This is a genomic window from Phreatobacter sp. (assembly GCF_016793595.1).
Classification (GTDB): Bacteria; Pseudomonadota; Alphaproteobacteria; order Rhizobiales; family Phreatobacteraceae; genus Phreatobacter.
Genome location: NZ_JAEULY010000004.1, coordinates 426,046 through 446,256, shown reverse-complemented (window position 1 = coordinate 446,256; position 20,211 = coordinate 426,046). Strand labels below are relative to the sequence as shown.

The window sequence follows — 20,211 nt, the reverse complement described above, 5'->3', positions numbered from 1 at the left end:
GGCTCAGGCAGCCTGGGACTCGGCGACGACCGACTGGTCGTCCCATGCGATGTCCTGGGCGCGGTGGAAATCCTCGACGCGGCCGATGTCGAGCCACAGGCCGTTGTGCTTGAAGACATGCACCGGCGTCTGGTCTTCGAGCATCTGCAGCATCAGGTCGTCGAAGCCGAACGGCACGCCGTCGGGAATGAGCTCGAAGATCGAGGGGTCCATGCAGTAGAGACCCATGCTGACGAGATGCGGCAGCGAAGGCTTCTCGCGGAAGCCGACGACGGTGTCATTGACCTCCTCGATGACGCCGAAATCCATCTTGATGGTCCGGACCGCCGTGGCGATGGTGACCGGGCCCGGCTGCCGGCGGTGGAAGCTGGCGAACTGGCTGAGATTGAGGTCGGTGAGCACGTCGCCGTTGAGCACGAGGAAGGGCCCGTCCAGCAGGCGGTCGCGCACGAGGGTCAGCGGGCCGATCGTGCCGAGCGGCTCGATCTCCTCGGTGTAGACGATCTTCAGGTTCCACTGCTCGCCATTGCCGCAGAAGCTGCGAATGAGGTGGCCGAGATAGCCGGTGGTAATGAAGACCTCGCGGATGCCGTTGCGACGCAGCCACTTCAGCAGCAGTTCCAGCACCGGCCGCGAGCCGATGGGCATGAGAGGCTTCGGCAGCACCGCCGTATAGGGACGCAGCCTGGTGCCCTTGCCGCCACATTGGATCACTGCCTTCATGCGAACCTCCCAATATCCGCCCAGGCCGGCATCGACCGATAGACGCGAGACATTCCCGAATGCGGATGTGGCCGCCGGGAGCATCGGTTGGGCGTCAGCTCCGGCGGAGATTGGGGATGCTAGGCAGCGTTGTTCGGGCCGGTCTTCGTCCGTTTGAAGGACGGCTGCAGTCTCGACCTGAAAAGGCATCGGCCGACCGGTGCGTCCGCGCCGTCCGGCGACGCTGCGCGCGCGTGGCCGCATCGCGCTCGCGTCTTGCGCGCTCGCGTTCTGGGAGCACCGGCATGACGGTGGCGCCCGGGCTCGAACCGATCGGTTGTCGCGAACGGCGAGAGGCTTGCCTGAGGGGGTACTCCACAGGCGATACCTCCTTCGGAGTAGACTGATCGATATTACCTAGCGGAAGGATTCATTCGAACGATTGTCCCACCCATCGGGGCAAGTCTGCTAACTACAACGGGCGCGTGTGCATCGGGGCCGTGCTGCTATTGTCTTCAGGTGCTGGAATGGATGGGGGTGCAGTTCTTTTGGCTGCCGGAAAATTCCACGCAAATGATTGTGAAGTGGCATGAATTGGCCTCCGCCGGAGGTCGAGGGGAAACACCAAACTTCCGTACAACGACAGCGCGCAATCCTGCGCGATGACAGCAAACGCGCGTCATCGCCGGACCCGCTTCCGTCGTCGGAAGGCTCTCGTAGGGAGTAGTGTCATGACGTTTGCGAGCAGCCACGCAGAAGCCTCTCTCCGCTCACCGCCGCCGTTTCTGGAGGGGAGGCGTCCGCCGCCTCCGCGTAGCCGCGAATTCTCGTCCTCGCTTGCCGATGCAGGCAGCCGGGATGCGCCGAACCACCCGGCGCTCGGCGCGCTGGACCGCCTCGGCTGCGGCTATCTGGTGCTTGCCGACGGCCGCAGTGTGGTCGAGGCCAATGCGACGGCCCGCACGCTGCTGATGGGCGCTGCCGGCGCCTCGCGCGGTCTCGAGGAGATCTCGCGCGCCTTCCGTCGTCTGATGGATCGTTCGCGCACCAGGCCGACGCTCGGCGCGCTCTCCTGGGTGGTGGTGTCCGGCCGCGACGAAGCCCCGCTCTTCGTCAACCAGACGCCGGACCCGCCGGCGGATGGCCGCTGCCTCGTCATGCTGCTCGACCTCGACGCCCATCTGCAGCCCAATCCCAGCATGCTGCAGCGGATGTTCGGCCTGACGCTTGCCGAAACGCGGCTCGCATTGCTGCTGGCGCAGGGCGAGGTGCCGATGGAGATCGCGCGCAGCCGGCGGCTCAGCCGGACGACGGTCCGCTCCCAGCTCGCCGCCATCTTTGCCAAGACGCAGACGCGGCGGCAGGCGGAGCTGGTCTCCCTCCTCACGCGGGTCGCCGTGCTGCCCTGACCGGGCTGCGCGACGCCTGCGAGGAAGGGAGAAGCGCCATGCATATCGCGATGATCGGCTGCGGCTATGTCGGCCTCGTATCCGGGGCCTGTTTCGCCGATTTCGGCCATTCCGTTACGTGCGTCGACAGTGATCCGGCGCGGATCGATGCCCTGCACGGCGGCCGGGTGCCCATCTACGAGCCCGGTCTTGCTGAATTGGTTGCGCGGAACGTCGAGGCGGGACGCCTCGCCTTCACGACGGCGCTCGCGCCAGCGGTCGGGGAGGCGGATGCCGTCTTCATCGCCGTTGGCACGCCGTCGCGGCGCGGCGACGGTTTCGCCGACATATCCCACGTCTTCGCCGCCGCACGGGAGATCGCCTCGGCGCTGCGCGGTTTCACGGTGGTGGTCACCAAGTCGACCGTTCCCGTTGGCACCAGCGACGAGGTCGAGCGGATCATCCGCGCGGCCAATCCGGCGGCCGATGTCGTCGTTGCCTCCAACCCCGAATTCCTCCGCGAGGGCGCGGCGATCGGCGATTTCAAGCGGCCCGACAGGATCGTCGTCGGCACGACGGACGAGCGCGCGCGCGAGGTGATGACGGAGGTCTATCGGCCGCTGTTCCTCAACACATCGCCGCTGCTCTTTGCCTCGCGCCGGGCGGCAGAGCTGATCAAATATGCGGCCAATGCCTTCCTCGCGATGAAGATCACCTTCATCAACGAGATCGCCGATCTCTGCGAGAAGGTCGGCGCGGATGTACAGGACGTCGCGCGCGGCATCGGCGCGGACAACCGCATCGGGTCGAAATTCCTCCATGCCGGTCCCGGCTTCGGCGGCTCGTGCTTTCCCAAGGATACGCTGGCCCTCGTCAAGACAGCCCAGGACCATGACGCGCCGCTGCGGCTGATCGAGGCGACGGTGGCGGTCAACGACCAGCGCAAGCGGGCGATGGCGCGCCGGATCATCGCGGCGGCGGGCGGTTCGGTGCGCGGCAAGGCCGTCGCGGTGCTCGGCCTGACCTTCAAGCCGAATACCGACGATGTCCGCGAGGCGCCTTCGCTCGCCATCATCCGGGGTCTTCTCGACGCGGGCGCGGAGGTCCGGGTCCATGATCCCGAAGGCATGGATCAGGCCCGCGCCCTGCTGCCTGAGGTCGTGTTCTGCAAGAGCCCCTATGAGGCGGCGCGCGGGGCGTCCGCCCTCGCCATCGTCACTGAATGGGACCAGTTCCGCGCTCTCGGCCTGCCGCGGCTGAAGGGGCTGATGGCCCAGCCCGTGCTGGTCGATCTCAGGAACATCTATTCCGCGCGCGACGTGATCCGGCACGGCTTCCGCTATGTCGGAGTGGGCCGGGGCGACGACGACGATCTGCCGGCGGCAAGGCTCCGCCGCGTCCGGCGCCCGGAAATGCCCGCGCCGGTTGCGCTGGATGGAGCCGGGCGGGATCACGGCCTCGACCGGAGGCGGGCATGACCCGCTTCCTGATCACGGGCACGGCCGGATTCATCGGCTTCCACCTCGCCCGGCGGTTGCTGGGCGAGGGCCATTCCGTCGTCGGTTTCGACGCCATCACCGACTATTACGACCCGCGTCTGAAACGGGCGCGCCACGCGCTTCTGGAGCAGTTTTCCGGATTCAGGCCGGTCATAGCCTGGCTGGAGGACGAAGAGGCCCTGCAACGGGCCGCCGATCTCGCCGCGCCGGAGATTATCATCCACCTCGCCGCGCAGGCGGGCGTGCGCTACTCCATCGAGGCGCCGCATGCCTATGTCGGCCACAACGTCGTCGGCTCGTTCAATCTTCTGGAGGTCGCCAAGCGGGTGCGGCCGCGCCATCTCCTGCTGGCCTCGACCAGTTCCGTCTATGGCGGCAGCCCGACGCCATTCTGCGAGACCGATCGGACGGACTGGCCGATCACGCTCTATGCCGCCACCAAGAAGGCGATGGAGGCCATGGCGCACAGCCATGCCCATCTGTGGCGGATACCGACCACCTGTTTCCGCTTCTTCACGGTCTACGGTCCGTGGGGCCGCCCCGACATGGCTCTCTTCAAATTCGTCGATGCCATGCTGGCCGGGCGGCCGATCGAGCTCTACGGCCACGGCGCGATGCGGCGCGACTTCACCTATATCGACGATCTGGTCGAGGCGATCGCGCGGCTGGTGGAGCGGGCTCCACAGGCGGACAGTCCGGTCGCCGTCGAGGGCGGCGGCGACAGCCTGTCGGCCGTCGCTCCGTGGCGGGTCGTGAACATTGCCGGCGGCGCGCCGGTGGACCTGCAGGAATTCGTTGCCTGCATCGAGGCCGCGACCGGCCGGCGGGCCGAGCGCGTCCTGCTGCCCATGCAGCCCGGCGACATGCGCGAGACCCATGCCGACCATCGGCTGCTGGCGGCGCTGACGGGTTATCGGCCCTCGACGCCGCTCGCCGAGGGCGTGCGCGCCTTCGTCGACTGGTATCTCGACTATTCTGGCGCGCGCGCCGCGATGGCGTCCTGACGTGAGGCTGTCCCGGGCTCTGCCGCCGACCGGCCGGGGACAGGCGAGCCTATTTCTCGCGGAAGGCCCGCTTGAGCTGGTCCATGATCGGCTTCATCAGATAGGCGAGGGCGGTGCGGTCGCCGGTGCGGACATAGACCTCGGCCGGCATGCCCTGCACGAGCTTGTGATTGCCGAGCCGGGCGAGTTCCCCGTCCCTCAGCGCCACGCGGGCCGTGTAGTAGGTGGTGCCGAGGTTCTGGTCGCGGACGACGTCGGCCGAGACCCTCAGCACCTTCGCCTCGACTTCCGGCGTCGTGCCATGGGGAAAGGCGGTCAGGCGCACATGCGCGGCCTGCCCGACCACGACCTTCTCGATATCCTGCGGCTGAACCCGGATTTCGAGGACGAGATCGTCGTCGCCCGGCACGATCTGCATGATCTGCTGCCCCGCCGGAATGACGCCGCCGACGGTGTGATAGGCGAGCTGGTGAACGATGCCGCCCTGCGGCGCGCGGATCTCGATGCGCTTCAGCGCGTCTTCGGCCTGCACCCGCCGCTCGACCAGTTCGCCGAGCTTGGCCTGCACGTCGCGCAATTCGCTGGCGACCTCGCGGCGCAGGTCCTGCCCGACCTGCAGGATGAGCAGTTCGTTCTCGGTGATGCGCGCCTGCGCGCGGGCGCGCTCGGCCACGAACTGGCCGACATCGCCCTTGAGGCGGGCCTGTTCGCGTTCAAGCTCGACGATGCGCGTGCGCGGCACGAGGTTGCGGCGGAACAGGTCGCCGATATCGGCGACCTCGCGGTCGATCAGCTCGGCCTGGCGGCGTCGCGCCTGCTCCTGCGCGGCGATGCCGGTGATTTCCTCACGAATCTGGCCGATCCGCTCGCGGAACTGTTTGGTCTGGCCCTCGCGGGCCTCCAGCCTTGCCTGGAACAGGCTTTTCTCGCTGTCGACGGCCCGGACCACGTCGGGGAAGCTCATCCATGGTTCGAGATCGGAAGGAATGGCGATCTCCCGCAATCCGTCACGCTCGGCCTCCAGCCGCGCCATGCGCGCCTGCGCCTCGTTGATCTGCTTGACCACCACCTGGAGATTGGCGCGGATGACCGTGTCGTCGAGGCGGATGAGGACGTCGCCCTCCCTCACATGCGCCGCCTCGCGGACGCGGATCTCGCCGATGACGCCGCCGGTCGGGTGCTGCACCGTCTTGACATAGGTGTCGGCGACGACCGTCCCGCTTGCGACCACAGCGCCGGACAGCGGCACGGTCGCCGCCCAGAGGCCGAAGCCGCAGACGAAGACGGCGACGATCGTCATGCCCGACCGGATCAGCCGGCCCATGTTCGGATCGGACGGCCCGGAGGCGAACAGCACGGAGCCCGCTCGCTTCGCAACAGTGCCGGACAGGCGCAGAAGATCGCCCGTCGGGGGGAGTTTTGACCGGGCCTTTCGGGCAAGCTTCTCCGATGCGCCGGCGAGGCTGCGCGCAGCCGGGATCGCTGCCGCAAGAAGCGCGAGCTTGTCGCGCGCGTCGATCATCATCGGGTTCCTCCGGCATCGGGCGCCAGCACGCGTTCAAGGGTCGCATCGCGCGGGCCGAAGGCCGCGAGCCGGCCGTCGCGCATGACCGCCACCATGTCGACGGCAGCGAGCGCGCTCGGGCGGTGCGCGATGACGATGGCGATGCCGTTGCGGTCGCGGATGTGGCGGATGGCCTGCGTGACGGCCGCCTCGCCGTCGGCGTCGAGATTGGCGTTGGGCTCGTCGAGCAGGACCAGGAAGGGATCGCCGAACACGGCGCGCGCGAGCGCGACGCGCTGGCGCTGGCCGCCCGAGAGGGCAAGCCCGCCCTCGCCGATGCGTGTTTCGTAGCCCTCGGGCAGCGAGCGGATCATCACGTCGCAGCCGGCGATGCGCGCTGCCGCGACGACCTGGTCGAGCCGGGCATCGGGACGGAACCGCGCGATGTTCTCGGCGATCGTGCCGTCGAACAGGCCGATATCCTGTGGCAGGTAGCCGATGAACTCGCCCCGGGCCTCGGGCGCCCACTGCGACAGTTCGGAGCCGTCGAGGCGGACGGAGCCGCGCGCCGGAGCCCACACGCCCGCGAGCGTGCGCGCGAGCGTCGATTTGCCCGACGCCGACGGCCCGATGACGCCGAGCGCCTGACCGGCGAGCAGCGACAGCGACACGCCGTGGAGGATCGGCACCTGACTGCCGGGCGCGGCGACCACGGCCTGTTCGAGGGTCAGCATGCGTTTCGGCACGGGCAGGGGCGGGCGCGGCGCCGGCTCGGGGATCGCCTGCGTGATGAGGCGCAGCCGGTTCCATGCCTGGCGAGCGGCCATGAAGCCCTTCCAGTGCGCGACGGCCATCTCGATGGGCGCGAGCGCGCGGCCCATGAGGATCGAGGCAGCGATCATCACGCCGGGCGATGCCTGGTCGATCAGTACGAGATAGGCGCCGAGGCCGAGGATCGCCGACTGCATCGCCATGCGGAAGACGCGCGAGATCGTGCCGAACGTGGTGGAGGCGTCCGTCGTCGCCTCGTGGGCGGCCAGGTAGCGCTCGTTGACGGCCAGATACCGGTCGACCAGCGCTTGCTGCATGCCCATGGCGGCGATCGCCTCGGTATTGCGGCGCGACGTTTCAGTCATGGCGATGCGCGTGCCGAACTCCCGTGCAACCGCCTTGCTGGGGTCCTTCACGGCATGTTCGGTGAACCACGTGATGGTGAAGAGCATGACGCCGCCGATGAGCACGGACCAGCCGATCAGCGGATGCAGGAAGAAGCAGAGAAGGACGAAGAGCGGCGTCCAGGGCAGGTCGAAGAAGGCGGTCGGCCCGAGGCCGGAGACGAAGGCTCGAACAGTGTCGAGATCGCGGCTCGGCTGGAGCGGGTCGACCGTGCGCCCGGCCTTCAGCGGGATGTTGAGCACGAGGCGGTAGATGCGGCCGGCGAGGCGGCGGTCCACGGACAGCCCGATGCGGGTCAGCAGCCGCTGGCGGATGATGTCGAGCAGCGCCTGGACCACGAATACGGCGGCGAGAAGCGCCGTCAGGCCGATGAGGGTCTGGACGGAGCGGCTGACCAGGACGCGATCATAGACCTGCAGCATGTAGATGGCGCCGGACAGCATCAGGACGTTGAGGACGCCGGAAAAGATGGCTGCCGCCCGGAGCGGGCCGCGACACGCCTTCAGCGCCGCCGCGATCGGGTCTTCCTTCCCTGCCACGGCATGTGCTGCCTGCGGCTGGGCGCCGTTAGAATTGCCGTTCACTTTCAGCCTTTCAGGTGTCGGTCGGGCGGGTGTCGATCCGGCCGGGACGCCCTCGGGGCGCGCAAGCCCCCGGACAGCCGCCGGAATGCACTGGCTGTCGCATCGGCATGGAGCATCGCCCCGCATGCGAGGGTGTCCTGCAACGAAAACCGATGCTGCGGGGCCCGCCAGCCCCGGATGCAAAGCGGCCTGAGGCCGCGATGAATGCCATTGTCCGGGGCCCTGGATGGGCGCCCGCAAACCTGTTCTGACGCCGCGTGGCCGATGTCGTTCCACGCTTGCGGAACGCCGCCGGAGCAGGCCCCGGCGGCGTCTGAGCATCCGCTCCTAGCACAGTCACGCGATTCTTGCGCGCCCTGTCATCGGGACGAGCCTAGGGCTTCAGCCCCACAGATGGTCCCAGGCGAAATGCTGGTGGTGGGCCATCTTGTTGGCCGGCGGGCTGGCGTCGACGCTTGCGGTGCTCTGCGCCGAAGCGTCGGCGTTGGAGCCCACGCCATCGGCGGTCAGGCCGAGGGCAGCCAGCTTATCGACGAACTGGGAGCGGGCATTGGCACCGAACTTGGTAATGAAGTCCGCGGTGCCGGCGCTTGCGGCTCCGTCCGCGAACTTGGATGTGGCCTCGGAGAATCGGAAGGAATCGCTGGACGCGAACTTCTGTCCGAACTTGTGGCCGGCATCCGCCCAGTCGCCGCGGTGGTTGTCGCCGTGGCCACCCTTGCCGTGGCCGCGCCCGCCGCCGGTGCTGCCCGTATCGACAACGGGAGGCGTCGGTTCGGATACGGGAGGCGTGGTGCCGGTGCCCGAACCCGCAGTCGAACCCGAGCCGGTCCCGGTGCTGGGCATGGTCGGTTCCGTGACCGGGGGCGTGGTTCCCGTCCCCGAACCGGCAGTCGAGCCCGAACCAGTGCCAGGGTCGGTCGGTTCCGTGACCGGGGGCGTAGTGCCCGTCCCCGAACCGGCAGTCGAGCCGGAGCCGTCCGTCGGCGGGTGGACAGGCTCGGTCACCGGGGGAAGCGTCTCGATCACCGGTGCTGGATCGCTCGTGGTGTTGTGCTGCCGGAAGACATCGAGCAAGGCGGAATTGGTCGACAGCGCCTGATCGCCGTTCTGCGACTCCCAGTGATAGGCATAGTCGAAGATCGGATCGGGCACGACGGTCGCCCAATGGTCGATCATCGCCTTCATCTGGGCGCTGGTCGGCATGACATACTTGCCGCCGGTATCGGTCGACCAGCCGCCACCTCCGAACGCCTGATAGACCGGCACGATGGCCTCGAGGGGAATGCCGGCCTTGATCGCGGCCTCGACGTTCTTGTTGATCGACGACAGATCGATATTGCCGCCCGTCCGGATCGGATAGGGATCGAGGCCGTAGTAGTCGATACCGGTATTCGCCGGGTTATACGTATTCATGTAAGTGGGGTCGGAGGTCATGCCCATGTTCATCATCACGATGAACGTCTTGGCCCCCGGAACATTCGCGTGAATCCAGTCGGATTCGGCCTTCAGGTCGGCGGCCGAGACCTTGGTCCCCCATTGGCCAGTCGGGTCCGGCTCATCAGCCAGGTAGAAGCCCCAGAGTTTGTCGTTCCCGATGTATTGGGAGACTTTGGCGATAAATTCGCTCGTGACACCTTCAGCTTTGTCGAGCCATACAAGGCCCTTCACGCCATCAGGTAGAGCATTAAGTTGCTCCAATGACTGTACGTCAGCCAAATTGAAGCCCGCCGTACCCGCAGTATATTTTCCGTTATTTTCGATACCGCCGCCGGCGACATAATGAAGTGTCATAATATGCTCCCGCAGTGTTAATTCAGCCCGCCAATGGTCTCGCGGTCCATGGTGGCGAGAATGTGGTTAATAAATGTTAATTGACTCCATATTTGAGCAATTTGCGCGTGTATGACTGCATTTGAACGGGTTGCATTGGTAATCGGTGCCGCAAAATTGCTACCATTCGTGGGGAATTCGAAATGTTGCGCGCCGTTGTCGCGGACAAGCATGGCGGTCGATGGCGGTTTCGCACCGCAAGTATTCACCGAATCACCGCGCATGCGGGATCGGCGCGGCCTGCGCGCCGCGTTGCGATGGTTTCGGGAACCGATGGACGCCGGCCGGGGCGACGGGAATTATTCACCGCCTCGCCTGATGCGTGAGGCGGGAGCCCGCGCATGGCGCAGGGGTAGGCTGACCTGGCGGGCCCGGGCAGCCGGCGGCGGCGCGGCCTTCCCCGCCGAACGACCGTTCAGGGTTGCGGACTTTCGGTCTCTCCTGGTTGGTCGCGGATCAAGCCCCCCGGCGGCCGCCCTCGTGAATCGCGCTGAACAGGCCGCGTAGCGGGTCGAGCTTGCCGGGCGTCAGGCGGTAGAAGACCTGCTTGGCCGCGCGCCGCGTGGTCACGACGTGAGCGCCCCTGAGCACCGTCAGCTGCTGGGAGAGCAGAGGCTGGCGCACGCCGAGTTCGGCGCCGAGCTCGCTCACGCAGCGCTCGCCCGACGAAAGTGCGCGCACTGCGGCGAGCCGGACCGGGTGGGCGAGGGCCTTCAGCACGTCCGAGAGCTCGGCGGCGGGAGCCGCATCGTCGGCGTGGCACGGGGATCGGTTCGGTCGTCCGGCGGTCGAGGAAGAGGCCATCCTGCCTGATGCCTTGAATGCGGGGTCTTCGTTCGTTATTTTCATTTGGATATAACGAAGGGCGGCGCGCCGCAACTCCTGCTGTGCGCAATGGAGCACCGCCGCCCGGCAACGGCTTGTCGCTCGCGCAATTCTCTGAATCGCGGCGATCGTCTAAGGTCGCTGCCCGTCACCTGCCGGCCGTTTCCCCCATGCCCTCCTTGAGCCTGCGCATCAATCTCGACCCCGGAGGCCGGATCGGCCCCGGCAAGGTCGAGCTTCTGGAGCAGATCGCCGCGCGAGGCTCCATCGCGGCCGCGGGCCGCTCCATGGGCATGTCCTATCGCCGGGCATGGGAGCTGGTGGAGGAATTGAACGGGGTCTTCGGCAAGGCGGTCGTGGCGCGCCAGACAGGCGGCCGGCATGGCGGCGGCGCGACGCTGACGCCGCTGGGGCTTGCGCTGGTGGCCCGTTTCCGGGCGGTGGAGCGAGCGGCCGCGCAGGCTGCCGAGATGCACCTGGAGGCACTCCAGTCGGAGGTCGACCTGCCTGCCGAGTGCCAGGGTTGAGCCGGCGCCGCGGGGGGAAGGCGTGTTTTCCCCGGGCGTGACGGGTGGCGGCCCGAAGGATATGGTCCGGCCTCGCTGCGAACCGGTTTCGCGGCGGCGATGGCGGAGCCGCTTGGGCGGAACAGGCGAGGATGGTGCATTGAGCGCGACGGCGGCAGTCGGCGGATCTGGCGGTCAGGCTGCGGTGAAACCCGGCTTCTGGCGGTTCTCCGTCGCCCCCATGATGGACTGGACGGACCGCCATTGCCGGTTCTTCCATCGCATCCTCACGCACCGCGCCCTGCTCTATACCGAGATGGTCACCGCCAATGCCGTGATCCACGGCGATCGCGCGCGCCTGATCGGGTTCTCACCCGAGGAGCATCCGGTCGCGCTGCAGCTGGGCGGCTCCGAGCCCAGGATGCTGGCGGAAGCGGCGCGCATCGCCGAGGACCTCGGCTATGACGAGATCAATCTCAATTGCGGCTGCCCGTCGGACCGGGTGCAGGGCGGCAGTTTCGGCGCCTGCCTGATGGCCGAACCGGTCCTCGTCGGCGACTGCGTGGCGGCGATGAAGGCGGCCGTCCGCGTCCCGGTGACGGTCAAATGCCGGATCGGTATCGACGACCAGGACCCGGAAGTCGCGCTCGATGCGCTGGCCGATGCCGTGGTCGCGGCGAATGTCGATGCGCTGATCGTCCATGCCCGCAAGGCCTGGCTCAAGGGCCTTTCACCCCGCGAGAACCGCGAGATTCCGCCGCTCGACTATGGCCGCGTGTTCCGGCTGAAGGCCCGCCTGCCGGCGCTCCCCGTCGCCATCAATGGCGGGATCGGTTCGATCACCGAAGCCAGGGCGCTGCTGGAGCCGCTGGACGGCGTGGCGCTCGACGGCGTGATGCTGGGCCGCGCCGCCTACCAGGACCCGTACATCCTTCGGGATGTCGATCCGGTGTTTTTCGGCGAGACCGCGCCGGTCTCGGACCTTGCCGAGGCTATCGAGGCCTTCCTGCCCTATGTGGAGCGCCAGCTCGCGGCCGGCGTGCGCCTGTCGTCGATGACCCGCCACATTCTCGGCCTCTATCACGGCGTGCCGGGTGCGCGGCTGTTCCGCCGGCACCTCTCGGTCGAGGCCGTGAAGCCGGGGGCCGGCATGGCTGTGCTGCGCGAGGCGGCGGAACTGATCGACCGCGCCCGTGCCGATCGGCAACACGGCCGGGCCCCGGACATGGCTGAGGCGGCAGCCACCTGATCTGGTGGTGCCGCCCCGAGCGCGATGCCGGATGAGGTGTCGGATCAGCGGGTGCGCGCCGGCTCGCAGAAATGGCCGCGAATGAGCTCGAACGAGCAGCGCTGGGCGACGGCCGCCGTCTCGCCGCGGGACGGCGAAACGGTCGGCGGAAGATTGATGTGCGAGATCTCGGGGGCCGACATCAGGCCGCCGTCACCGCCGGCGCTGCCACCGCCGCCGGCGGACTGCGCCATGGCGAGCGAGGGGACGGACAGGACGGCCACGAAGGCGGCGGCGAGCTTGAGCGAGGCGATGCGGGTCATGGGAAGCTCCTGAGGAATTGTGTGGCGGCAGAGGGGCGGTGCGCTTGTGGTGGCCCGTCTGCTTCGAGGCGGACCATCGCCCGGCAGCCTTGCCGTCTGACGATGCTCAATGCCGCCGCCGTTTCGCCTGTATCAGCGGTGTTTCAGTGTCCTGCGCACGGGGGCCGCGCGTCGGGGCACCTTGCCGCGAGGTGCGGGCAGCGATTAAGTCGCGCCATCTTCGTTCCGGACCCCCGATCATGCTCTTTGGCGTTCCCTACGATCAGCTTGCCATTCTCGGCGTCGGCCTTCTCGCCGCGGGAGCCGTCACCGGCATCCTCGCCGGTGTCTTCGGCGTCGGCGGCGGCGCGGTCATCGTGCCGGTTCTCTACGAACTGTTCGGCGTCGTCGGCGTGCCTGTGGAATTGAGGATGCCGCTCGCGGTCGGCACCTCGCTCGCCATCATCATCCCGACCTCGATCCGCTCGTTCCAGGCGCATCGGGCCAAGGGCGCGGTGGACATGGAGATATTGCGGGCCTGGGCCGTGCCGGTGGTGCTTGGCGTCATCGTCGGCTCGTTCATCGCGCGCTATGCGCCGCCTTCCGTGTTCAAGGCTGTGTTCGTCTTTGTCGCGGGGCTCTCGGCCTGGCGGCTGCTGACCGGCAAGGAGCTGAATTTCGGCACCGGCATGCCCGGTCCTGCCGGCATGGCCGCCTCCGGCGGCGTCATCGGCGTGCTGTCGAGCCTGATGGGCATCGGCGGCGGCCAGCTCGGCAATCTCGTGATGATGGCCTATGGCCGAACGATCCATAATGCGGTCGCGACCTCGTCGGGCCTCGGCGTGCTGATCTCCATTCCCGGCGCGCTGGGCTATATCTATGCCGGCTGGCCGAAGGCGGCCGAATATCCGGCGGTCGCCGCCATGCAGTTCCCCTTCGCGCTGGGCTATGTCTCGCTGATCGGCTTCCTGCTGTTCATCCCGACATCGATGTGGACCGCCCCGCTCGGCGCGCGCCTCGCCCACGCCATGCCGAAGCGCAAGCTGGAACTGTCCTTCGGCATCTTCCTGCTGATCGTCTCGGCCCGCTTCCTGTGGGACCTCGTCGCGCGGGCGGGAAGCTGAAGCCGGCTCGTGCTCCACTTCGTTGGCGGAGCATGATCTTTCCCGGAAGCCGGTTCCCGCTTTTCGGAACCATGAACTAGCCGTAGACGCCGGCGAGCTTGAGGATCGCCTTGCCGGCGGCGACCCGCTTCGGCGCCATCTCGACCTGCGGCATGTCGATGTTGAGCGCGAAGGCGTGGATCTCCCCGGCGCGTTCGACCCAGCCGCTCCACCATCCGATGGACGGCTCGCCGGGCTTCGCGAACCAGCCGGTCTTGCCGTAGAGCGTCGCCTCGCCGGCGCTTTCGAGCTTCAGGAGGTCGCGCACGATCGAGCGGGTGCGCGGGGCAACCGGCAGTTCGCCGCGCACGAGGCGCAGGTTGAACCGGGCTTCCTCGATCGCGCTGATCGTCAGCGGCCCATCGAGCCAGAAGCGGTCCACGACCGCGCCGGTCTCGCGGTTGCCGTAGTCGAACTTCGCCAGCCATTCGCGGTAGCGCTCGAGCCCGACGCGGCGCGCGATCTCCTGATAGACCGGTACGCTGGAGGCGGGCAGGGCCTCCTTCAGCGGCATGTCGCGCTCCCAGGCCTTGATGAATTGCGGCCTGCCGCCATAGGGCACAACCTCGTTCTCGTCGCGCACGGCGCCGGCCTCCAGCGCGATCAGGCTGTTGGGGATCTTGAACGTGGAGGCCGGCACATAGCGGCGGCCGGCACGCGCCGCGTCCGCGGCCTGAACGGACCCCGTGCGCCCACCGATCAGCGCGAATGTGCCCGCCAGCCCGGCCTCCTTCAGCGCCGCGGCGAATTCGGGCCGCTCGACCGTGTCGGCCGAGGCCTTGCCGGGTGCCAGGAGCGCTGCGCCCATGGCAAGGGCGCTGCGGCGGGAGAGGGCGGGAGATCGAGGCGACATGGAAGCTCCGGGATTGCGCGCTGGCGATGCGCGGCCGGACCTTCGCGGCCGATTGAGGCATGCCCTTGGCGCGATCGGGCAGGCTTCGTGGCGTCTATCGGAACAGGATGCGACCCTCGATGCGCGGCGTCACCGTGCCGAGCCGGCGCAGATGGGCCATCAGGTCGGAGGCGACCAGCTTGCCCTGCACGTCCTTCTCCTTCACCCGCAGGCCGAGCATGTCGTAGCCGTCGCCGCCGCGCAGCATGAAGTCGTTGGTCGCCAGCCTGTAGACGCGGTCGTCGTCGAGCGGCTGGCCGTTGACCTGCACGGAGACGACGCGGCTGCCCGCCGGACGGTCGCGGTCGACTTCCGCGACGATGCCGGAAACATGCGGGAAGCGGCCGGCGCGCTGCTCCACCTGGCTGACACCGTTTTCCAGCGCCCGCCGGATATCCGCGCCCGAGACCGGAGCGGTCACCGTGCGGTTGCCGAAGGGCAGTTCGGTCAGCGCGTCGCGACGGGTGAAGCGGTGGCCGGAGGCATAGACCTTGTTGCCGCGTATGCCGCCGGCATTGATGATCGCAACCTCGGCGTCGGCGGATTGCCGCATGGCGTCGGCGATCAGGTTGCCGATCGGCTGCTCGCCCGAGCGCACCGATGTCGTGCGCGTGTCGAGTTCGCCGGTGATCGAGGCGATCTCCACGTCGAGTTCGTCGGAGAGGATCTTCTCGTAATCCTTCACCCGCGCCGCCGTGGCCGGATCCGGCTCGACGGCGCGACTGTCGTTGACCCGGAAGGAGGGCGTGAAGGTTACCCGGCTGACGCCGTCCACCGACACGCGGCGCAGCGTCAGGTCGATGGCGGTGACGTAGTAACCTTCCTCGGAACTCTCGACCATCACCGTGCGGCCGTCATAGGCGATGGCGAGGTCGTGGTCATGGCCGGTCAGCAGCACGTCGACGAGGCGCGAGCGGACGATCTCATTGTCGTCGGCGCGGTCGGTATGGGCGCAGCACAGGACGAGATCCGCCCCCTCGCGGCGCAGGCGCGCGCTCTCGCGGCGCACGGTCTCCATGGTCGGCGTGAAACGGATATCGCCGGACGAGGAAACCTGCGGCGTGTTCGGCAGCGCCACGCCGAACATGCCGAGCTTCAGCGTGCCGACGCTGCCGCCGACCGCGAATTCGTACATGCGGCCGTCCTCGTGGCCGGGCAGCAGCGAGCCGTCGGCGGCGCGCATATTGGCGGCGAACCACGGGAATCGCGATTCCTGGCGGCGCTTCAGATAGGCCTCCGGGCCGAAATCGAATTCGTGGTTGCCGGGGATGAAGATGTCGGGCGGCGCGAGATTGCACAGTTCGACGGTATGGACGCCCTGGTCGAAGCCGGACATCAGCGAGGGCGAGAACATGTCGCCGGCATGGACATAGAGCATGGGCACGCCGCGGGCGCGTTCGGCCTTCACGATGGCGTTCAGCCGGGCAAAGCCGCCGCGGCCGTTCTCGTCGCCCATCTTGTAGATGTCGTTGACCAGCAGCAGCGTGAGGAGCCCGTTGCCCGGCATTGCCGGCTGGGCCTGCGCCGACCCGCCCGCGAGTGTCGCGAGGCCAGCGCCGAGACCGGCGGTCAGCGTTTCGCGGCGGCTGATGGAAGTCATGACGTTCTTTCTCCGGCGGCGGAGAATGCTCCCGGCCGGCAAGCAGTGGCAAGGGTCGTTCAGTTGCGTCCGCGCAGAACCATCCGCCCGCCACGCACCTCGTAGCTTTCCAGCCGATCGAGGAAGGTGTGACCGAGCAGGCTCGACGACAGGGCGCCGGGACGGGCGACGAGCGCGCGGATGTTGCGTTCGCTGATGGGGCCGACGGAGACGCTCTCGACGGTGGTCGCGGCAGTCATGGCCTGACCGTTGGCGGTCTGCACCGGCACGCTGAAGTCGAGTTCGTCCACCTTGATGCCGGCGCGCCGTGCATCGGTGTCGGTCAGCACCAGCGCCGAGGCGCCGGTATCGACCAGCATCGGCACGGCGCGCGCGCCGTTGACCGCGACGCGTGCCGCGTATGTGCCACCGGGGCCGCGCGAGATCGTCACCTCGCGCGAACCGGTGACGCCCTCCTGCCCGAGGCCCGGGACGATATTGCCGAAGACGCGGCGGCCGACCGCCTCGAACTCGTAGCGATAGGTATAGCCGACCGCCAGAACCGCCACGATGGCGAGCCAGGCAAGGGCCGCTTGCAGCGCCTCGCCGCCTCGGCCTCGGAACATGCCCATGACGGTCGCGCCATAGAGCGTGGCGAGCGCCGACAGCCCGACGAGCCGGGCCCAGTCGCCGGCATCGAGCGTGCCGGTGGCCATGTCGCCGGAGCGGATCGCCAGCACGACCACCAGCAGGACCAGGAGAACGATGAGAATCCAGACGGCGGGGCGGAGATTCATGCCGCGCCCGAGAGGCTTGCCGCGCCCGAGAGATTTGCGAGGCGTGCCGGCAGTTCGACCATGACCCGGCGGCGTTCCGCCGCGCTCATCGACAGCCAGCCGCCGATCTCGGCGAGCGTGCGCCCGCAGCCCTCGCAGATGCGCCGTTCCGCGTTGACCTGGCAGATTCTGATGCAGGGGGTCTCGATCGCTTCGCCGCGCATGCCCGCTCCGGTTGCTTCAGGCGAACATAAGCAATGTCAGTAGAACGGCAATCTCGACGGCCTGCTGCGTCGCGCCGGCGATATCGCCGGTCTGGCCGCCAACATGCCGGACCGCGAAGCGCTCAGCAGCGACGGCGAGGCCCGCCGCCGCGAGCAGGGCGATGATCACCCCGCCGAACCCGGCGGCCGGCCAGGCGAGCAAGGCGATGCCGGCCGCCGTCAGGCAGGCGCGGCCGAAACCCTCGGGCGTCGGCACGCCCGCCGCGTGGGCCGCGCCGTCCGGGCGGGCCGGCGGCAGGTGGGCCGCGAGGATCAGTGCTGCGGTTCGCGAGACCGCGCCCGCTGCCGCCAGCGCCAGCGCGGCGCGGCCGGCGCCCGCTGCGGCCAGCAGGCCGGCTATGGCCGCGACCCGGAGGCTGAGACCGAGGATCAACGCCGAGGCGCCGAATGTGCCGATGCGGCTGTCCTTCATGATGGTCAGGCGCTGCTCGACGCTCCAGCCGCCGAAACTGTCGGCGGTGTCGGCAAGTCCGTCCTCATGGAAGGCGCCGGTCATCGCCACGGCGGCGGCCACGCACAGGATGGCGGCGACGGTCGGCGGCCAGAGGCCGGCAGCGACGATCAGCACGATTCCCGCAAGTCCGCCGAGGACGAGGCCGGCGAGCGGCACGGCCGGCATCAGACGCGCGAGGTCAGGCGCGGCATGCGGATCACTTTCGCCGGGCAGGGCCGGCAGCGGCAGGCGCGAAAAGAAGCGCAGCGCCCGGATCGTGTCTCGCCAGAGGGCCGGATTGTCCATGATCTGACGCATAGCGGCGGCGGCGACGTTGCGCCAGCTTGTCGAAGCGGGGACGGGCCTGCTACCGGTCGCGCCCCTGCTTTGCCTCGCGATTCCGAAAGTCCGCCATGGCCCATCCGCCTCCGAGCCCTTCGGGACTTCCCTTTGACGACATTCGGGACCTGCTGTCGCGCATGCCCGGCCCGGATGAGGCTGCGGTCGCCGCCGTCAGGAGGCGCGATGCCGAACTCACCAAGCCGGCAGGCGCGCTCGGCCGTCTGGAGCAGATCGCCGAGTGGGTCGCGGCCTGGTCGGCCAGCCCGAAGCCGCGCGTTGACCGGCCGCTGGTCGCCATCTTCGCGACCGCTCACGGCGTGACCAAACAGGGCGTCTCGGCCTTCCCGGACAGCGTCAACCGGCAGATGCTGGAGAATTTCGCGGCCGGCGGAGCGGCGGTCAATCAGCTCTGCGTCGCCAACGATATCGGCCTGAAGGTCTTCGACCTCGCCATCGACGTGCCGACGCCCGACATCACGGTCGAGGATGCGATGGACGAGCCGGGCTGCGCCGCCACCATCGCCTTCGGCATGGAGGCCATCGTCGGCGCCGACCTGCTGTGCCTCGGCGAGATGGGTATCGGCAACACCACCATAGCCGCCGCCGTCCATTACGGGCTCTACGGCGGCGCGGCGACCGACTGGGTCGGTCCCGGCACCGGCGTCGATGCCGATGGCGTCCGACGCAAGGCGGAGGTCGTGGAGCGCGCCGTCGCGCGCGCCGGCGGCCCCGGCGGCGACCCGCTGGAAATCCTGCGCAGGGTCGGCGGGCGCGAGATCGCCGCCATTACCGGCGCGATCCTTGCCGCCCGTCTCCAGCGCGTCCCCGTTCTGCTCGATGGCTATGTGGTGACGGCCGCCGCTGCCGTCCTTCATGCGTTGGACCCCTCGGCCCTCGACCATTGCCTCGCTGCCCATCGGTCGGCTGAGCCGGCCCATGGCCGCGTCCTCGACCGGATCGGCAAGCGGCCGCTTCTCGACCTCGGGATGCGCCTCGGCGAGGCCTCCGGCGCGGCGCTCGCCTGCGGCATCGTCCGGAACGCGCTCGCCGTCCACAACGGCATGGCGACCTTCGAGCAGGCTTCCGTCAGCCGGAAGGGCTGAGGCCTCAACGCATATAGCGGGCGAGGCGCGGCGCGATCCTGTCGAGGATGAGCTTGGCGATGATCGGCAGGACGATGCCCGCCAGCGTCAGCGCGACGAAGTAGAGATAGAAGGCGTTGCCGTCCCATTTGAGGAACAGGAAGCCGACCCCCTTGGTCAGTCCGATGGTGATGGTGTTGAGCAGGTAGATCGCCATCGAGAAGGCGCCGAGCGTCATGAACAGGCGGTCGCCACGCTCCGACAGAATCTGCGCCAGCCAGTAGAGCGCGGGCAGCGACAACAGCGCCGTGACGAACACCGACAGTGTGGATTCGGCCCGCAGCGCCAGCACGATGGACAGGCCGAGCGCGATCATGGCGAGCCAGCCGCCCCGCCGAACCTGTTCCTCGACCGCGTCGCGATGCCGCCCGGCCCACAGGCCGATGAGGAAGAAGGGCAGGAATTTCAGCACGCGGTCGGCGTAGAAGAGGTTCGGGATGTCGAGGAACGGCAGGACGAGGCTTGCCACGAGCAGAACGGGCAGGATGACCGGCCGCGGGGCGATCACCAGCCGGAAGATCACCGCGTAGATGAATGCCGCATAGAGATACCAGACCGAGGTGGCCGGGCTGCGGCTCGTATGGACGAACAGGCCGTCGAGATAGGCGAGGAGGCTGTTCTGCGTGTTGTCGACATGCAGGAACAGCGAGAACAGCGACTTGCCCGCGATGATCAGCAGCCCGAACGTGAAGAACGGCACGATCAGGCGATCCAGCCGCTCCAGGATGAAGGCGCGCCGGTCGGCGGTCCATGCGCGCGCGGAAAGGCCGAGAACATAGCCGCTCAGCGCCAGGAAGAACGGCATGTGGAAGAAGTAGATCGCGTCTTTCAGCGTCCGGTACCATTCGTGGCCCGCCGGCACCTGCTGGGAGACGACATGGCCGACGACGACCAGCAGGATGCCGATGCCCTTGGCGACATCGACGTTGGCGAGGCGCTGGGCGGGCTCGGCCGCATGGGTCGCGGCCGGGCGCTGGGCCCGGTCCGAAGCGATGTCCGACATGGCGTCCGTTCGTGGATCACGCTGTTGACGGGGCGTCAACTATCGC

20 protein-coding genes are annotated in these 20,211 nt (G+C 68.3%); 7 read left to right on the top strand and 13 right to left on the bottom strand.

All coding sequences use genetic code 11. From position 1 onward, the window contains the following. Window positions 1-3 precede the first annotated feature (3 nt). The gene (locus JNK84_RS06220; RefSeq protein WP_293421641.1) at window positions 4-723 is read right to left on the bottom strand and encodes a nucleotidyltransferase family protein; all 720 of its coding nucleotides are present in this window, start codon (window positions 721-723) and stop codon (window positions 4-6) included. A 710-nt stretch (window positions 724-1,433) separates the two neighbouring features. On the opposite strand from JNK84_RS06220, the gene JNK84_RS06215 reads away from it, so the two are divergent. Genes JNK84_RS06215 through JNK84_RS06205 form a run of 3 tightly spaced genes read left to right on the top strand, consistent with a single transcriptional unit; the run spans window position 1,434 to window position 4,593 of the window. Next, the gene (locus JNK84_RS06215) at window positions 1,434-2,111 is read left to right on the top strand and encodes a helix-turn-helix transcriptional regulator (RefSeq protein ID WP_293421639.1); all 678 of its coding nucleotides are present in this window, start codon (window positions 1,434-1,436) and stop codon (window positions 2,109-2,111) included. A gap of 38 nt (window positions 2,112-2,149) precedes the next feature. Further along, on the top strand, window positions 2,150-3,568 hold the full coding sequence (locus JNK84_RS06210) for a UDP-glucose dehydrogenase family protein (protein WP_293421637.1): 1,419 nt from the start codon (window positions 2,150-2,152) through the stop codon (window positions 3,566-3,568). After that, window positions 3,565-4,593: an NAD-dependent epimerase/dehydratase family protein gene (locus tag JNK84_RS06205; protein ID WP_293421635.1), complete on the top strand. Its 1,029-nt coding sequence runs from the start codon at window positions 3,565-3,567 to the stop codon at window positions 4,591-4,593. The genes JNK84_RS06210 and JNK84_RS06205 overlap by 4 nt, the downstream gene beginning before the upstream one ends. Before the next feature lie 49 nt (window positions 4,594-4,642). Here the strand turns inward: JNK84_RS06205 and JNK84_RS06200 are convergent, their stop codons facing one another. The 5 genes from JNK84_RS06200 to JNK84_RS06180 all read right to left on the bottom strand — a co-directional run bounded on the left by JNK84_RS06200 (window position 4,643) and on the right by JNK84_RS06180 (window position 10,494). Continuing rightward, window positions 4,643-6,118, bottom strand: a complete 1,476-nt coding sequence (locus tag JNK84_RS06200) for an HlyD family type I secretion periplasmic adaptor subunit (protein ID WP_293421633.1) — start codon at window positions 6,116-6,118, stop codon at window positions 4,643-4,645. After that, the gene (locus JNK84_RS06195; RefSeq protein ID WP_293421631.1) at window positions 6,115-7,857 is read right to left on the bottom strand and encodes a type I secretion system permease/ATPase; all 1,743 of its coding nucleotides are present in this window, start codon (window positions 7,855-7,857) and stop codon (window positions 6,115-6,117) included. The genes JNK84_RS06200 and JNK84_RS06195 overlap by 4 nt, the downstream gene beginning before the upstream one ends. A gap of 381 nt (window positions 7,858-8,238) precedes the next feature. Next, window positions 8,239-9,651 carry a calcium-binding protein gene (locus JNK84_RS06190; protein WP_293421629.1) on the bottom strand — a complete coding sequence of 471 codons (1,413 nt, stop codon included), beginning with the start codon at window positions 9,649-9,651 and terminating at the stop codon, window positions 8,239-8,241. Between the two features lie 17 nt (window positions 9,652-9,668). Then, complete coding sequence (locus JNK84_RS06185) at window positions 9,669-9,914, bottom strand: hypothetical protein (protein WP_293421627.1); 246 nt, start codon at window positions 9,912-9,914, stop codon at window positions 9,669-9,671. A gap of 232 nt (window positions 9,915-10,146) precedes the next feature. Continuing rightward, entirely contained in the window at window positions 10,147-10,494 is a 348-nt protein-coding gene (locus tag JNK84_RS06180; protein WP_293421625.1) for an ArsR/SmtB family transcription factor, read from the bottom strand. 191 nt (window positions 10,495-10,685) lie between these two features. Here JNK84_RS06180 and JNK84_RS06175 point away from each other — a divergent pair, with 191 nt between their 5' ends. Both JNK84_RS06175 and dusA read left to right on the top strand, forming a co-directional pair. Beyond that, a complete protein-coding gene (locus JNK84_RS06175) occupies window positions 10,686-11,042 on the top strand; it encodes a winged helix-turn-helix domain-containing protein (RefSeq protein WP_293421623.1) in 357 nt (118 codons plus the stop codon). Between the two features lie 184 nt (window positions 11,043-11,226). Continuing rightward, complete coding sequence (gene dusA / locus JNK84_RS06170; protein WP_293423500.1) at window positions 11,227-12,270, top strand: tRNA dihydrouridine(20/20a) synthase DusA; 1,044 nt, start codon at window positions 11,227-11,229, stop codon at window positions 12,268-12,270. A 44-nt stretch (window positions 12,271-12,314) separates the two neighbouring features. On the opposite strand, the gene JNK84_RS06165 is transcribed toward dusA, so the two are convergent. Beyond that, complete coding sequence (locus JNK84_RS06165) at window positions 12,315-12,572, bottom strand: hypothetical protein (protein WP_293421621.1); 258 nt, start codon at window positions 12,570-12,572, stop codon at window positions 12,315-12,317. A gap of 239 nt (window positions 12,573-12,811) precedes the next feature. Here JNK84_RS06165 and JNK84_RS06160 point away from each other — a divergent pair, with 239 nt between their 5' ends. Further along, window positions 12,812-13,675 carry a sulfite exporter TauE/SafE family protein gene (locus JNK84_RS06160; RefSeq protein WP_293421619.1) on the top strand — a complete coding sequence of 288 codons (864 nt, stop codon included), beginning with the start codon at window positions 12,812-12,814 and terminating at the stop codon, window positions 13,673-13,675. Window positions 13,676-13,751: 76 nt separating this feature from the next. Here JNK84_RS06160 and blaOXA read toward each other — a convergent pair whose 3' ends face one another. The 5 genes from blaOXA to JNK84_RS06135 form a co-directional block, all read right to left on the bottom strand. Beyond that, the gene (blaOXA, locus tag JNK84_RS06155) at window positions 13,752-14,567 is read right to left on the bottom strand and encodes a class D beta-lactamase (protein ID WP_293421617.1); all 816 of its coding nucleotides are present in this window, start codon (window positions 14,565-14,567) and stop codon (window positions 13,752-13,754) included. A 94-nt stretch (window positions 14,568-14,661) separates the two neighbouring features. Beyond that, the gene (locus JNK84_RS06150; protein ID WP_293421615.1) at window positions 14,662-16,206 is read right to left on the bottom strand and encodes a bifunctional metallophosphatase/5'-nucleotidase; all 1,545 of its coding nucleotides are present in this window, start codon (window positions 16,204-16,206) and stop codon (window positions 14,662-14,664) included. Between the two features lie 59 nt (window positions 16,207-16,265). Further along, the gene (locus JNK84_RS06145; protein ID WP_293421613.1) at window positions 16,266-16,982 is read right to left on the bottom strand and encodes a retropepsin-like aspartic protease family protein; all 717 of its coding nucleotides are present in this window, start codon (window positions 16,980-16,982) and stop codon (window positions 16,266-16,268) included. Continuing rightward, window positions 16,979-17,170, bottom strand: a complete 192-nt coding sequence (locus tag JNK84_RS06140; RefSeq protein ID WP_441343221.1) for a DUF1289 domain-containing protein — start codon at window positions 17,168-17,170, stop codon at window positions 16,979-16,981. Before JNK84_RS06140 ends, JNK84_RS06145 begins: the two co-directional genes overlap by 4 nt. A gap of 31 nt (window positions 17,171-17,201) precedes the next feature. After that, window positions 17,202-17,984 (bottom strand): adenosylcobinamide-GDP ribazoletransferase, encoded by a 783-nt coding sequence (locus JNK84_RS06135; RefSeq protein WP_293421609.1) that lies wholly within the window; start codon window positions 17,982-17,984, stop codon window positions 17,202-17,204. A 107-nt stretch (window positions 17,985-18,091) separates the two neighbouring features. On the opposite strand from JNK84_RS06135, the gene cobT reads away from it, so the two are divergent. Further along, entirely contained in the window at window positions 18,092-19,123 is a 1,032-nt protein-coding gene (gene cobT / locus JNK84_RS06130) for a nicotinate-nucleotide--dimethylbenzimidazole phosphoribosyltransferase (RefSeq protein ID WP_293421607.1), read from the top strand. Between the two features lie 4 nt (window positions 19,124-19,127). Here cobT and JNK84_RS06125 read toward each other — a convergent pair whose 3' ends face one another. Next, the gene (locus JNK84_RS06125) at window positions 19,128-20,165 is read right to left on the bottom strand and encodes an acyltransferase family protein (RefSeq protein ID WP_293421605.1); all 1,038 of its coding nucleotides are present in this window, start codon (window positions 20,163-20,165) and stop codon (window positions 19,128-19,130) included. Window positions 20,166-20,211 lie beyond the last annotated feature (46 nt).

Bases quoted from the DNA above. Each gene is read 5' to 3' on its own strand.
- JNK84_RS06205 (WP_293421635.1), top strand. From the start codon at position 3,565: ATGACCCGCTTCCTGATCACGGGCACGGCCGGATTCATCGGCTTCCAC.
- JNK84_RS06190 (WP_293421629.1), bottom strand. From the start codon at position 9,651: ATGACACTTCATTATGTCGCCGGCGGCGGTATCGAAAATAACGGAAAA.
- JNK84_RS06135 (WP_293421609.1), bottom strand. From the start codon at position 17,984: ATGGACAATCCGGCCCTCTGGCGAGACACGATCCGGGCGCTGCGCTTC.
- JNK84_RS06185 (WP_293421627.1), bottom strand. From the start codon at position 9,914: ATGCGCGGTGATTCGGTGAATACTTGCGGTGCGAAACCGCCATCGACC.
- cobT (WP_293421607.1), top strand. From the start codon at position 18,092: ATGGCCCATCCGCCTCCGAGCCCTTCGGGACTTCCCTTTGACGACATT.
- JNK84_RS06220 (WP_293421641.1), bottom strand. From the start codon at position 723: ATGAAGGCAGTGATCCAATGTGGCGGCAAGGGCACCAGGCTGCGTCCC.
- JNK84_RS06145 (WP_293421613.1), bottom strand. From the start codon at position 16,982: ATGAATCTCCGCCCCGCCGTCTGGATTCTCATCGTTCTCCTGGTCCTG.
- JNK84_RS06125 (WP_293421605.1), bottom strand. From the start codon at position 20,165: ATGTCGGACATCGCTTCGGACCGGGCCCAGCGCCCGGCCGCGACCCAT.
- JNK84_RS06150 (WP_293421615.1), bottom strand. From the start codon at position 16,206: ATGACTTCCATCAGCCGCCGCGAAACGCTGACCGCCGGTCTCGGCGCT.
- JNK84_RS06210 (WP_293421637.1), top strand. From the start codon at position 2,150: ATGCATATCGCGATGATCGGCTGCGGCTATGTCGGCCTCGTATCCGGG.
- JNK84_RS06175 (WP_293421623.1), top strand. From the start codon at position 10,686: ATGCCCTCCTTGAGCCTGCGCATCAATCTCGACCCCGGAGGCCGGATC.
- JNK84_RS06165 (WP_293421621.1), bottom strand. From the start codon at position 12,572: ATGACCCGCATCGCCTCGCTCAAGCTCGCCGCCGCCTTCGTGGCCGTC.
- JNK84_RS06160 (WP_293421619.1), top strand. From the start codon at position 12,812: ATGCTCTTTGGCGTTCCCTACGATCAGCTTGCCATTCTCGGCGTCGGC.
- JNK84_RS06200 (WP_293421633.1), bottom strand. From the start codon at position 6,118: ATGATGATCGACGCGCGCGACAAGCTCGCGCTTCTTGCGGCAGCGATC.
- blaOXA (WP_293421617.1), bottom strand. From the start codon at position 14,567: ATGTCGCCTCGATCTCCCGCCCTCTCCCGCCGCAGCGCCCTTGCCATG.
- JNK84_RS06180 (WP_293421625.1), bottom strand. From the start codon at position 10,494: ATGGCCTCTTCCTCGACCGCCGGACGACCGAACCGATCCCCGTGCCAC.
- JNK84_RS06215 (WP_293421639.1), top strand. From the start codon at position 1,434: ATGACGTTTGCGAGCAGCCACGCAGAAGCCTCTCTCCGCTCACCGCCG.